The organism is Actinoplanes ianthinogenes, from assembly GCF_018324205.1.
In the GTDB taxonomy this organism is placed as follows: Bacteria; Actinomycetota; Actinomycetes; order Mycobacteriales; family Micromonosporaceae; genus Actinoplanes; species Actinoplanes ianthinogenes.
In genome coordinates this window covers 7,126,505-7,139,366 of the sequence record NZ_AP023356.1, presented here as the reverse complement: position 1 = coordinate 7,139,366, position 12,862 = coordinate 7,126,505, and the positions used below count along the sequence as shown (strand labels likewise).

At 71.2% G+C, this 12,862-nt stretch carries 9 protein-coding genes; 5 read left to right on the top strand and 4 right to left on the bottom strand.

Annotation, left to right across the window (positions count from 1 at the left end):
- Positions 1–119 precede the first annotated feature (119 nt).
- Both Aiant_RS32470 and Aiant_RS32465 read left to right on the top strand, forming a co-directional pair.
- Positions 120–2,120, top strand: a complete 2,001-nt coding sequence (locus tag Aiant_RS32470) for a heparinase II/III domain-containing protein (protein ID WP_189333553.1) — start codon at positions 120–122, stop codon at positions 2,118–2,120.
- Positions 2,117–3,208, top strand: coding sequence for a substrate-binding domain-containing protein (locus Aiant_RS32465; RefSeq protein ID WP_189333554.1), 1,092 nt, complete (start codon positions 2,117–2,119; stop codon positions 3,206–3,208). Before Aiant_RS32470 ends, Aiant_RS32465 begins: the two co-directional genes overlap by 4 nt.
- A 95-nt stretch (positions 3,209–3,303) precedes the next feature.
- Here the strand turns inward: Aiant_RS32465 and Aiant_RS32460 are convergent, their stop codons facing one another.
- Complete coding sequence (locus Aiant_RS32460) at positions 3,304–3,819, bottom strand: hypothetical protein (protein ID WP_229830801.1); 516 nt, start codon at positions 3,817–3,819, stop codon at positions 3,304–3,306.
- A 280-nt stretch (positions 3,820–4,099) separates the two neighbouring features.
- On the opposite strand from Aiant_RS32460, the gene Aiant_RS32455 reads away from it, so the two are divergent.
- The 3 genes from Aiant_RS32455 to Aiant_RS32445 all read left to right on the top strand — a co-directional run bounded on the left by Aiant_RS32455 (position 4,100) and on the right by Aiant_RS32445 (position 7,598).
- Positions 4,100–4,729: a hypothetical protein gene (locus Aiant_RS32455; RefSeq protein WP_229830755.1), complete on the top strand. Its 630-nt coding sequence runs from the start codon at positions 4,100–4,102 to the stop codon at positions 4,727–4,729.
- On the top strand, positions 4,729–7,182 hold the full coding sequence (locus tag Aiant_RS32450; protein ID WP_189333557.1) for an AAA family ATPase: 2,454 nt from the start codon (positions 4,729–4,731) through the stop codon (positions 7,180–7,182). The genes Aiant_RS32455 and Aiant_RS32450 overlap by 1 nt, the downstream gene beginning before the upstream one ends.
- 83 nt (positions 7,183–7,265) lie before the next feature.
- On the top strand, positions 7,266–7,598 hold the full coding sequence (locus Aiant_RS32445) for an STAS domain-containing protein (protein WP_189333558.1): 333 nt from the start codon (positions 7,266–7,268) through the stop codon (positions 7,596–7,598).
- 511 nt (positions 7,599–8,109) lie between these two features.
- Here the strand turns inward: Aiant_RS32445 and Aiant_RS32440 are convergent.
- The 3 genes from Aiant_RS32440 to Aiant_RS32430 form a co-directional block, all read right to left on the bottom strand.
- Positions 8,110–8,853 carry a sulfite exporter TauE/SafE family protein gene (locus tag Aiant_RS32440; RefSeq protein WP_189333559.1) on the bottom strand — a complete coding sequence of 248 codons (744 nt, stop codon included), beginning with the start codon at positions 8,851–8,853 and terminating at the stop codon, positions 8,110–8,112.
- A gap of 138 nt (positions 8,854–8,991) precedes the next feature.
- The gene (locus Aiant_RS32435) at positions 8,992–11,388 is read right to left on the bottom strand and encodes a ricin-type beta-trefoil lectin domain protein (protein WP_189333560.1); all 2,397 of its coding nucleotides are present in this window, start codon (positions 11,386–11,388) and stop codon (positions 8,992–8,994) included.
- Between the two features lie 31 nt (positions 11,389–11,419).
- Entirely contained in the window at positions 11,420–12,850 is a 1,431-nt protein-coding gene (locus Aiant_RS32430; protein ID WP_189333561.1) for an endo-1,4-beta-xylanase, read from the bottom strand.
- Positions 12,851–12,862 lie beyond the last annotated feature (12 nt).

Genomic DNA, 12,862 nt, shown 5'->3' with positions numbered 1-12,862 from the left:
TCTGCCTTCTCAACCTGGAGCTTTGCTTCCCGACGGTCCAGAGTGGCGATCGGCGCAGGCATCCATGACCGCCGAAGTGATCTGATACGATCTCAATCGATCACATCGGGGGTGGTGCGATGAGCTCGTTCACCGGGCCTCTGGCCGAGTTGTGGCCGACGGTCGGGCCGGGGCTGCTGCGGCCACCCGGCCGCTGCCTGCCGGTCCCCCCGGCGACCGACCGCACCGCCTGGACCCCTCCCGACCCTGCCGGCCACCGCGCGGACCGGGCCGCTCCCGACGCCGGCCATCGCTCGGACGGAGCCGCTCCCGACGCCGGCCATCGCCCAGACGGGGCCGCTCTCGACGCGACCACCGTGCGGGAGCTGCGAGCGCGGGCCGAGGCCGAGCTCGGGACCCCGTGGCCGGTGCCGTTGGCCAGCGGTTATGCGCGCTACTTCCGGGACGGGGATCGGGACGGCTACGAGCAGGTCGTGTGGGCGCGGCACGAGCGGGTCGCGCGGGCCGCGGTGGTCGCGGCGGTGACGCTCGACGAGCGGTGGCTGGACGAGGTGGCCGACGGGGTGACCCTCTGGTGCGAGCAGAGCAGTTGGTGCTGGCCCGCGCACGACGACACGTTCGAGCGGTACGGCGCGGTGGTGCCGACCGTCGCCGAGCCCTACCTGGATCTCGGCGCCGGCGAGGTGGCCGCCGACCTGGCCTGGATCGACCACCTGCTCGGGGCGCCACTGGACGAGCGGGTGCCCGGCGTGCGCGCGCGGATCCGGTGGGAGGTGGAGCGCCGGGTGCTGGGGCCGTTCGAGCGGCGGCGGGACTGGCAGTGGCTCGGGGACGTGCACAACTGGAACCCCTGGATCCACGGGAACGTCCTGGTCGCCGCCTTGCAGCTGGTCGACCCCGGCGAGCGGCGGGAGGCGCTGGTCCGGCTCGCGATCGAGGGTATCGATCGGTTTGTCGCCGCGCTGCCCCCGGACGGCGCGATCGACGAGGGCTACGGGTACTGGTGGAACGGCGCTGGCCGGCTCCTCGAGGCCCTCGACGTGCTGGCCTACGCCTCGGACGGGGCGCTGACCGCCGGCGCGATCCCGGTCCTGCGCGAGACCGTGGCGTTCCCGCACCGGATGCACCTGGGCGGCCCCTGGTATGTCAACTTCGCGGACTGCTCGGCCCGCCCCTCCGGCGACCAGCCGTGGCAGCAACTGCACCGCGAAGCCCGCCGTGCGGGCGACCCGGCGGCACTCGCCCACGCGGCGGCCCACCGCCGCCCCGGCGAGCCGGTCGCCCACGAGTCCGACGGCCTGGGCCGCCTCCTGCGCGCCCTGACCGACCCCGCCTGGCTCGCGGCCTCCACCACCCCACCCGCCCCTGCCACCGGCAACCCGGCCGGCCTCGCGGGCGAGTCCTGGCTGGCGCGGGAGGTGTGGTTTCCGTCGACGCAGGTGCTGATCGCGCGGGCGACGGCCGGTAGTGCCGCCGGGCTGACGCTGGCGGTCAAGGGCGGGCACAACGACGAGAACCACAACCACAACGACGTGGGCAGTTTCCTGGTCGCGCTGAACGGGGTGCCGGTGCTGGTGGATCCGGGACGGCCGACGTACACGGCGCAGACGTTCGGGCCGCGACGGTACGAGCTGTGGATGATGGGGAGCTCCTGGCACAACGTTCCGGAGATCCGAGGGGTGGCACAGGCGGCGGGACGTGCGTGCCGGGCTCGGGACGTCGTCAGGTCGTACCGGGAACTGGTCTTGGATCTTGCCGACGCCTATCCGGGAGCGGGCGTGCGGACCTGGCGCCGGACGGCCCGGCTTGATCGGGACACGGTGACCGTGACCGATCAGTGGGAGCTGGAGCCCGGCGACGACCGGCCGACGCGGATCCACCTGGTGCTGGCCGGTGCGGTGCGCGTCGGCGACGGCACGGCCGAGGTGCGCGCGCCGGACGGCGCGGGCCTGCTGCGGCTGAGCTGGAGTCCGCCGGTACCGTGCGCGACAAGCGTGCGGGAGCTGGACGATCCCCTGCTCAGCACCGTCTGGGGCGATCGCCTGACCCGCCTGGAGATCGACGTGAGCGGGCTCGGCCCGATCGGTACGCTCGACCTGACCGTCAAGGAGCCGGAGTGAACACATCGGACAAGCGGGGTCCGCTGGCGGAGACCCGGCGGGCGCGGCTGCTCGAGGCGTTGCAGCGGGACGGGGTGCTGCGGATCTCCGACCTGACCGAGACGCTCGGCGCGGCGGCCGTGACGCTGCGCCGGGACATCGCGCAGCTGGCCGCCGAGGGCCTGGTCCGGCGGGTGCACGGCGGCGTGGCCCTGCCGTCGGCGGACGACCCGCCCGCCCTGGCCGAGGAGCCGGACGTCACCGCGCTCGGGATGCTGGTGCCGTCGCTGGACTACTACTACCCGGCGGTGGCCCGGGGCGCCGAGGAGGCGGCCCGCGAGCTGGCGATGCGGATCGTGCTGCGCGGTGGGTCCTACAAGACCGAGGACGATCAGCCGCACCTGCTCCGCCTGGTCGATCAGGGGGTGGACGCGCTGATCGTGGCGCCCCGGATGGACGTGCCGACCGCCGGACGGACCATCGACTGGCTGGCCGGCACCGGGCTGCCGGTGGTGCTGCTGGAGCGCACCGCGGCGACCGGGCCGTTCCACGCGGCCCTCGAGTCGGTGGTCACCGACCACGCGCTGGGCGCCGCCATGGCGGTCCGGCACCTGGTCGGTCTCGGCCACCGCAGGGTCGGCGTGGCCCTCGCGATGAACAGCCCGACCCGCCCGCACGTGCATCGCGGCTGGCGGGAGGCGGCCACCGAGTGCGCCCTGGACGTGGCCGCGACGGTCGACGCGCTGATCCCGGACGCGCAGAGCCCGGACTCGGCGGCTGCCCTGGACGAGGTGCTCGACCGCTGCCTGGCCACCGGGACGACGGCCCTGCTGGTGCACGCCGACCCGGAGGCGATCGCGCTGGTCCAGCGGTGCGAGGAGCGGCGGATCGCGGTGCCCGGGCAGCTCTCGGTGGTGGCCTACGACGACGAGGTGGCCGGGTTGTTCAGCCCGGCACTGACCGCGGTCCGGCCGCCGCGCCGGTCGATCGGGCGGGCGGCGGTCCGGCTGGTCGCCGACCGCCTCGCCGACCCGGACCGGCCGGCCCACCGCGTGGTGATCAGCCCGTCGCTGCGGATCCGCGCCTCCACCGCCGCCCCGCCGGACTGAGCGGATCCGCGCCTCCACGGCCGCCCCGCCGGGCTGACGGCCCGCCATCAGGGATCCGCCGCCTGCCGGAATGCCTCCCGCCGGCGTGCGGGCCGTCAGGCGCGGGCCTGTTTCTCCGCGACCTCGACGACCTTCTTGACCGCGGCCGGGCTGAGCCGGTTGCCACCGGCCACGAGCAGGCGATCCAACTCCCGGGCCGTGGAGATCAGGCACTCCCGGGGCGGTCCGTGAAAGCTGATCGTCCCGGAGCCGATGAAGGTGAGCACCGGCGTCACCGGCACCGCGCGCCCGAGGTCGGCGGCGAGCACCTCCGCGGTGCGCCGGGCCGTCAATCTGGCGTCGACCACATAGGACTGGCGCCGGCCGCCGCTCTGCACGGCGTCGCCGACGATCAGGACCCGGGAGAGTCCCTGGTCGACGACCGTGACCGCGTAGATCCCGCCGGGCCCGATCACCAGGAACCCGGGACCGGCCGGCAGGTCCACCAGGGACCACTCCGGCCCGAGCCGGTCGAGCCGGGCCAGGGCACGCGCGTCGGCGCTCTCCCGGCGGCGGTGGTCACGCTCGGCGCGCACCCGCCGAGCCCACTCCACCGGGGTCAGTTTGGGCATCCTGTCCACCCGCACCACCGTAGCTCCACAGGTCACCGGACGGCCGGAACGACCACCGGCCCGCGCGTCAATGACGAATTTGAAGTTGATCTTTATATCGAGTCGACACAATTGAGTCGACATTTGCCGATTCACCTGGGTGCACCACGAAACTCAAGGTCTCGAATACGGAGATCAGAGCACCGTTCGGTAACAACCTGGGGTGATACTGCTAGCACGGGCGGTGCGTTCAGGGCGGTGGTTGCCAGTGCTGAGACGAGCGATCCAATCCGGAGTGGCGGTGGTGGCCGTTGCGGCGGTCACCCTGGGATGTGCGGCTCCGGAATACACCTACGTGAAGAACTCCGACGAGAAGACCTACTTCAAGGTTCCGCACGACTGGGCGGAGACCGATGCCGACGACATCGACAATGCCCTGAGCGGGACCAATCCGGATTCGGCGACCGCGGCACTGCGCCGGCAACACTCGTGGTCGGTGGCCTACGACGCCGCCTCGATCCCCAACGGCCTGCACTTGCTGAGCTACGACGCGACCGACCAGCCGATCGTCTACGCCCGGGTCACCCAGCTCACGGAGCGGGAGCAGAACGCCGTGTCGCTGGACAACCTGCGCAACAGCGTCCTGCCGGTGACCGCAGCCGCGCGTGAGGCCGCGAACGATCCTCAGCTGAGCGACTTCGAACTGCTCAGCGACGAGGTGCTCACCCCGACCGACGGCACTCACGGCGTCCGGGTCGTCTACGACTACTCGGTCACCGGCGTGATGCACACCTTCGACCTGACCGCCCTGGTCAACAACACCGGTGACCGGCTGTACATGCTCCTCATCCGGTGCTCCACGAGCTGTTACCGGGAACGCGGCGAGCAATTGAACGCCATCGCCACATCCTTCACGGTGAGGAGCAAGTGATGACCGCTCCGACTGACGTCACCCCCGAGGGCCTGCGCCCACCGGACGAGGGTCCCCGCGAACGCCAGGAACGCACCACTCGCAAGAAGCTCCCGTTCTGGGACCGGATCAAGTTCCTGCTGCTCTTCACGATCGCCTGGTTCGCTCTGGTCTGGACAGATATGGCGGACAACCCGCTGTTGACGTTCCAGGACGCGATGTACGCCCGGCTGCACAGCGGCTCCGGCATCACCCTGCTGGTGCTGGCCGGCCTCGAGGTGCTCCGCCAGCTGCACTACCTGATCAGCGAGCACGTCTCCTGGTACCACCGGATGTGGACGCACGGCATCTTCGGCGGCGTCGAGCGGCTCACCCACCGGATGTTCTCCGACTGGACGCGCTACCGGCTGACCCGGGTCTTCAAGTGGCTGCTGTTCCTCGCGGTCGTGTCGCTGGTGCTCGCCTCCGCCCTGGACACCACCCCGGCCCTGGCGCTGTTCCAGATCCCGGCCCTGCTGTGGTCGGCCGCGCCGATGTTCCTCCAGGTCATCTTCATCCTGTTCATCGCGGTCGGGCAGTTCGCGGCGATCTTCTGGTTCCTGTCCCGGGGCGGCGTCGAGGTCTACTACCCGGACGACGTGAAGACCCGGTTCACCGACGTGTGGGGCCAGGACCACGTGCTGGAGCGGGTCAAGGAGAACATCGTCTACCTCGAACGTCCCGAGGCGATCGAGGGCCAGGGCGGTTACGTGCCCGGCGGCATCCTGCTCTGGGGCCCGCCCGGGACCGGCAAGACCCTGATGGCCGAGGCGGTGGCCGGCGAGACCGGGCGGCCGTACGTGTTCGTCGACCCGGGCGCGTTCATCAACATGTTCTTCGGCGTCGGCGTGCTGAAGGTCAAGGGACTCTTCCGCAAGCTGCGCAAACTCGCGCTCCGCTACGGCGGCGTGATCGTCTTCTTCGACGAGGCGGACTCGCTCGGCAACCGGGGCGCGCTGGCGCAGGGCGGGCCGGGCTTCCCGCGCGGCGGGTTCAGCCACTCCGGCTGCAACGGGATGTCCTACCTGTCCGAGCAGTCCCGCTGGGAGGCCGCCCGTGAGGCCATGATGTACGGCGGCGGGATGGGCGGCGGCGGTGGCATGGGCACCCTCGAAGCCCTGCTCACCGAGCTGTCCGGGCTGAAGAAGCCGCGCGGGTTCATCAACCGGCACGTGCGCCGGGCGCTGGGCATGCGGCCCAAGCCGCCGCCGAAGTACCGGATCCTGGTGATGATGGCGACGAACCTGCCGGAGGCGCTGGACGAGGCGCTGCTGCGACCGGGCCGGATCGACCGGATCTACAAGGTGGGTTACCCGAGCAAGGCCGGGCGGGTGCGGACGTACCAGGGCTATCTGGAGAAGGTCCGGCACGAGCTGACCGACGAGCAGGTCGACAAGCTGGCGACGATCACGCCGTACGCGACCGGCGCGACCATCAAGGACATGGTGAACGAGGCGCTGATCACCGCGATCCGCGACGGCCGGGACACCATCACCTGGCGCGACATCATCAAGGCGAAGCAGCTCAAGGAGCTCGGCCCGGCGGAGAACGTCGAGTACATCGAGCGGGAGCGGCACGCGGTGGCGGTGCACGAGGCTTGTCACGCGGTGGTGGCGTACCGGACCCGGCACCACATGGAGATCGACATCGCGACGATCGAGAAGGGCAGCGGGTACCTGGGCATGGTGGCCAGCATCCCGCCGGAGGACCAGTTCACCACCTGGCGCAGCCACTACGAGTCGGACATCCTGGTCTCGCTCGCCTCGCTGGCCGGTGAGCGGATGTTCTTCGACGGCGACAGCTCCTCCGGCGTCTCCGGCGACCTGGAGCAGGCGACCGCGGTGGCCACCAACATGGAGGGTGTCTGGGGCATGGGGTCGACGGTGTCGTCCTACGCCGCCTCCAGCCGCCTCGGCGTCGGCACCCCCGGCGCGATGCCCAAGGGCGAGAAGAACGACCTGAGCGCCCGGCGCGCCCTGGCCGACCGGATCGAGGACAGCCTGAGCGAGATGATGAACAGGGCGACCGCCATCCTCACCGAGAACCGGCGGCAGGTCCTGGCCCTGGCACACGCCCTGGAGACGCACAAGACGCTGACCGGCGAGGACGTGGTCGCGGTCCTCGAGGGCCGGCCCGGTCCGCTGGTCGACGGCTCGGTCTACGCCGACGACCAGTTCATCGCCGAGGTGGAGAGTTACCACCGGGCCGCGCTCGTCGCGCACCGCGGGCACGGCCGGCTCGGCGTGGCGCTCCCGGCCCGGCACGTCCCGGAACCGGTCATCCTGGAGGTCGCCGCCGACGTCCCGGCCCCCAACGGCACCGCCGCCGGCCGTGCCGCCCCGACGGGCAACGAGATCTGGCGGCGTCCGGACCCGGTCGACCCGCCCGCCAACGGCAACGGCGTCCCCCAGCAGCGTCACCCCGAGCAGCCCTGACCGTCCACCGATCGGCGTCGTCCCTCTCCGGGGCGGCGCCGATCATGTGTCCGGACCCGCTTCCCGGGGTAGCTTGGGGCGGCATGACGACTGATGCGATCGTGTCGTACCGGACCAGCGCCGACGGCCGGACCCTGCACGCCACGCTGCTGGCACCGGAGCTGGACGTGGACGTCGCCGACGAGCTGCGCGCCAGCCTGGAGAAAGCCGTCGACGGCTCCCCGTGCCGCCAGCTCGACCTGGACCTGGCCGAGGTGACCTTCATCGACTCCTATTCGCTGGGCGCCCTGGTCGGCGTCCGCAACACCGCTGCCGCGGCCGGCCTCACCATGATCCTGACCCGCCCCTCGCCGCCGGTCCGCCAGGCGATCGAGGTGACGGGACTGGCCGAGGTCTTCGGCATCGCCCCGGTCTGACCTTCCCCACCGCCCCAAGATCAACTTCAGGATCTTCCTTTACGCAGGCCCAGCGGGGTGCGGACCGCATGCTCCCGCGCGGGCCGGAGGCGGCGATCTGGCCGCTGGCGCGTCCAAACCAATCGCCGCCTCCTTCACTGTCCGCGGCTGGTCCCGGAGATCAACCCCCAGCTGGCCCCCACCGCCCTATCCCACCCCCGGAAAGGGCCACCAGCACCAGCCCGACACCCCCCAGCTGGACCCCACCGCCCTACCCCATGCCCGGAAAGGGCCACCAAGGCCAGCCCGACACCCCCCAGCTGGACCCCAGCGCCCTATCTCGTGCCTGGATAGGGCCACCAGGACCAGCCCGACACACCCCGGCTGGCCCCCAGCGCCCCATCCCATGCCCGGAAAGGGCCACCAAGGCCAGCCCGACACTTCTCAGCTGGCCCTCAGCGCCCTGGCCACGCCGCTTGACATCCCTGGCACAGGGGGATGCCTTCACGGTCCGTGGGTGGTCACCGAGAAGTCAGGCGGCGGTGTTCCAGAGGTAGGTGGCCAGGCCGAGGGCGGCGACGGCGATCGCCACCCGCAAAGGGCGTTCCGGGGTGCGGCGGACCAGGGCCGGGCCGATCCAGCTGCCGATCAGGCAGCCCAGGCCCAGCAGCGCCGCCGCGGCCCAGTGCACCGGGCCGGTCAGGGCGTAGAGGATGGCGGCGACCAGGTTCGCCACGCCGAGCACCATGCTCTTGACCGCGTTGGTGACCGGGAACGGCTCGGTCACCGCGACCGCGAGCACGGCCAGCAGCAGCACGCCGGCCGCCGCACCGAAGTAGCCGCCGTAGACCGCGATCAGGAACACCGACAGGCTCAGCGGCGGCCGCCGGCCGGGCCGCAGGTACCAGTCCCGGACGGTGTTGCGGAAGAGCAGGACCAGCGCACCGAGCACGATCAGACCGGGCACGATCCGCTCGAACGCCTCGGACGGCGTACCGAGCAGCAGCAGCGCCCCGGCCACCCCGCCGGCGACCGCGATCCCGCTGAGCCCGGCGATCCGGCGGCCCTGGCCGCGCAGCTCCCGCCGGGCGCCCACCGCCGACCCGGCCGTGCTGGCCATCAGCGCGACCGTGTTCGTCATGTTCGCCGCCACCGGCGGAAGCCCGGCGGCGAGCAGCACCGGATAGCTGACGAGCGACGCCAGCCCGGCCATCGACCCGGTCAGCCCGGCCCCGATTCCCCCCGCCACCAGCAGCGCACCATCGCCAGGCCCCATGTCCCGGCACCCTACGGTGACTCCCGTCCGGCTCCCCCGCCGCCGTCCGCCTCTGTGATGTGGTGGCGGACGGCGGCCTGTCCCGGGCAGTGACTTCGCTTCAGGACGTCACGGCGGTCCTCATCCGGCACTACTCGGTCATGACCTGATCCATCGCTGGTTGCTGCCCCCGTTGCACGTCCACAGTTCGACGGCCGTGCCGTTGGCCGTCCCGGCGCCGGTCACGTCCAGGCACAGACCGGACTGGACGCCGGTGATCGTGCCGTCGGCGTTGAGCCGCCATTGCTGATTGGCCGCGCCGGTGCAGGACCAGATCCGGACCCGGGCGCCGGCGGCGGCGCCGGGGGCGTCGAGGCACTTGTTGCCATAGACGGTCAGCTGGTTGCCCGACGTCGCCGTCCAGGTCTGGTTGGCGCCACCGTTGCAGTCCCAGATCTGCACGACCGTCCCGTCGGCCTGGCTCTGCCCGTTGACGTCCAGGCACCGGTTCGACCCGGCTCCGCGCAACGTGCCGGTCGGGCTCGGGTCGCCGCCGAGCGGGGTGATGGTCAGGTTGTCGAACTGGGCGGTCACGCCCTGGCCGGTGGCGTAACCGATCTGGCCGGCCACCCAGGTGGAGTCCGAGACACTGCCCAGCGTGGTCCCGTCGAGGGCGGCGGTCAGGGTGCTGCCGTTGAGGGTGAGGGCCAGCTTGTGCCAGCGCCCGGTGCCCAGGGCCGTCGTGGTGCCGCTGGCCAGGGTCCGCTGGTTGCCGCTGGTGGTGTTGCTGCGGATCGACCACGAGCCGTTGTCGGACACCCGCAGGTAGTAGGCGTTGAGGTTGTGCGGGTTGTCGTGGTTGTAGTTGCCGGCCCGGCCGACGAGTTGCGCGTAGCCGCTCTTCTCCAGCAGGACGTCGGACGAGACGGTGTAGTTGCGCCAGTTGACGTCACCGAGCAGCGTGAACGGCTCGGCGTGCCCCGTCGTCCAGAAGATCGGCGCCTGTTCCGACATCTGGCGTACGCACTGACCGGCACGGCCGCCACCGCACGGGGTCACCTCGAAGGAGCCCTGGTGGTCGGAGAGGTATTTCGCCTCGCGTCCGGTCGCGTAGCCGTCGAAGTCGTCGCTGTAGGGCAGTGTCAGGGCGCCCTGGGCGGGGCTGGTCGCGGTGCCCTTGCCCTGCCCGGTGGTCGTGGTGATGCTGTAGACGTAGCCGGGCTGGACGGTCAGCGAGAACGAACCACCGGACGGGGTGATGTCACTGCGCCGGACGAACTGGTCGGCCGGGTTTCCCGACCGGACGTTGGTGGACCACACGTGCACGGTCCCGGTCGACAGCCCTCCGGTGACGGTGAACTGGAGGTCCTGGGCCGAGCCGGCGTCCATCGTCTCGATGATGGTGCTGTAGTCGCTGCCCGTCGGCGACCTCAGGGAGACGTAGCTGCCGTTGGCGCGATTGCCGCCGAGGTAGCCCGTGGAGCTGTCCAGATAACGCCATCCCGGTGCGGTGAACTGGGTGGTGTGGCCCATGACCCAGGTGCTCGCACCGATCGAGTAGTAGCCGGACCACGGCTGTGGCGCGACGGCCACACCGGTGGTGGCCCAGGGGATGTTGGGTGTGATCGCGGCGATGACCGGCCAGTTCAGGTAGGCGGTCATCTTCCCGTCGATGTAGTCCCGGTTGATGCCGCGGGCCAGGGCCGGCGCTCCCCCGTTGTAGTCGTCGGAGCCGTTCTCGCTGGCCCACAGCGTCTTGCCCGAGTTGACCGCGTTCGCCGAGCTGGGGCAGCTGGTCTGGGCGCTGCGGTAGCCGCAGACGTAGTGGCTGCCGACCACCGAGATGGCCGAGCCGAACGCGGGGTCGCGCAGCGCGTCGTCCGCCGAGCCCCAGCCGAACTCGTCCGAGGCCACGATCTTGACGTTCGGGTATCCGCGCGAGTTCAGCGCCGAGCGCAGGTTCTTGTACCAGGTCAGATCCCGTCCGCGTTCGTTCCAGCCGCCGAGGTAGTCGATGGTCAGCCCGTGGGAGGTGGCGCACCCGAGCCAGGCGATCAGGTAGTCGATCGAGTCGCTGGACCAGAAGTTGCCGTTGCCGATCCAGCCGGGGGCGCCCCAGGACAATCCGACCAGCTTGATGCCGGGATTACGGGCCTTCGCCTGGCCCATCAGCCACCATTCGTACCCACGGTCGCAGTTCACCTGGCCGCGCGTGTGCTCGTGGCTGGGTTCCGCGCCGGAGGTCGAGTTGGTGTCGCCGCCGATCTCCACTTTCATGATCTGCATCGCCGCGCCGTACCCCGGCTTGAACAGGTAGTCGAGGATGTCGCTGCGCTGGGGTTCCGGATAGTCGATGAGCAGGCGGCTGTTGCCGCCGCCGCCGCTGATGGCCCCCACGCCGTCGAACGTGCGCCCGCCGGACGCCCCGTTGATGGTGATCGCCGTGGCGGCCTGCGCCGGTGCGGGAATCACGGTCAGCGCCCCCGCCACGGCCAGCAGCAGACCGGCGGCGGCGGCCCAGCCGCGGTGCGGCCGGTGCTCCTCACGTGTTGTCATCCGAATGCCGTTCCCTTCTGGGCGGTAGCGGTCAGGGGTTGGTGCACGCGACGACGACGGGCGCCGTGCTGCTGCTGCCGTTGACCAGGAAGCCGAAGCTGGTCGAGGCGTTCGCGCCGAGGGTGCCGTTGTAGTCGGCGTTGCGGACGCTGATCGTGCCGCTGGTGCCGGTGCTGACGCCGTTCCAGACGTTCGCGAGGGTCTGCCCGCCGGCCAGCGTCAGTTGCACGGTCCAGCCGCGGAGGGTGGCCGAGCCGTTGTTGGCCACGGTGACCTCGCCCTGGAAGCCGCCGCTCCAGCTGTTGGTCAGGTGATACGTCGCGGTGCAGGCGCCCGGCGACGGGCTGCTCGGCGGCGGGCTGCTCGGCGACGGGCTGCTCGGTGACGGGCTGCCCGGAGTGCTCGGCGACGGGTCGCTCGTGCCGGGCACCGAGGTGGAGGCGGCGTTGAGGGCGTTGAGGACCGACGTGTACGCCGCCTTGGGGTTGCTGTTGCGGTCGAACAGCAGCGGGTTCTCGCTGCCACGCCAGGAGTCGCTGTCACGGATGCCCCACGTCGTGATGCCGACGCAGCGGGGGACGCTCACGCAGGCCTGGGTCAGTCCCGCGTACTGCGTGGCGGAGGCGTTGGTGACGTCGGCCTCGGTCAGCGCCACGTCGACACCCAGGGCGGCGAAGCTCGACAGCGTGGTCTGGAAGTTGCCCGGCAACGAGCTGCCACCGGTGAAGTGCGTCTGCAGGCCGACGCAGTCGACCGGGACGCCGCGGGACTTGAAGTCCCGGATCATGGCGTAGACACCCTGCGTCTTGGCGTACGTCCAATTCTCGATGTTGTAGTCGTTGTAGCAGAGCTTCACCGACGGATCAGCGGCCCGGGCGGTCCGGAACGCCACCTCGATCCAGTCGTTGCCGGTGGACTGCAGGTTGGAGCCGCGGCGGCTGCCGTTCTCGGCGAAGGCCTCGTTGACCACGTCCCAGGCGTAGAGCTTGCCGCGGTAATGGGCCATCACGCCGTTGATGTGGTCGATCATCGCGGTGCGCAGGGCGCTGCCACTGAGGCTCCCCCAGAATCGCGGTTGCTGCGCGTGCCAGGCCAGGGTGTGGCCACGGACCCGCATGCCGTGCTGGGTGGCCCAGTTGTAGATCGCGTCACCGGCCCGGAAGTCGAACTGGCCGCGGTTGGGCTCGGTCGCGTCGGGCTTCATCTCGTTGACGGCCGTCATCATGTCGAACTCGCGGTTCGCGATGGTCAGGAAGCCCTGGTCGCTGAGGCGGTCGCCGCCCATGGCGGCCCCGAAGTACCGCCCGCTGCGCTCGGCGGCCGCCTTGAGGGTGGTCCCGGGCGGGCCGGTCAGGTCGGCACGGGCGACGGTGGCCACGGCCACCGTGGACACGGCGATCAGCAAGGCACAGGCGCCGCCGAGGAGAAGTCGGGCGCGGCCACCGGTACGGCGTCGGTTCATCTCGGTGCTTCC

Excerpts from the sequence above, each read along its gene's own strand:
- Aiant_RS32470 (WP_189333553.1), top strand. The coding sequence starts at position 120 with ATGAGCTCGTTCACCGGGCCTCTGGCCGAGTTGTGGCCGACGGTCGGG.
- Aiant_RS32460 (WP_229830801.1), bottom strand. The coding sequence starts at position 3,819 with ATGCCCAAACTGACCCCGGTGGAGTGGGCTCGGCGGGTGCGCGCCGAG.
- Aiant_RS32450 (WP_189333557.1), top strand. The coding sequence starts at position 4,729 with ATGACCGCTCCGACTGACGTCACCCCCGAGGGCCTGCGCCCACCGGAC.
- Aiant_RS32445 (WP_189333558.1), top strand. The coding sequence starts at position 7,266 with ATGACGACTGATGCGATCGTGTCGTACCGGACCAGCGCCGACGGCCGG.
- Aiant_RS32440 (WP_189333559.1), bottom strand. The coding sequence starts at position 8,853 with ATGGGGCCTGGCGATGGTGCGCTGCTGGTGGCGGGGGGAATCGGGGCC.
- Aiant_RS32435 (WP_189333560.1), bottom strand. The coding sequence starts at position 11,388 with ATGACAACACGTGAGGAGCACCGGCCGCACCGCGGCTGGGCCGCCGCC.
- Aiant_RS32430 (WP_189333561.1), bottom strand. The coding sequence starts at position 12,850 with ATGAACCGACGCCGTACCGGTGGCCGCGCCCGACTTCTCCTCGGCGGC.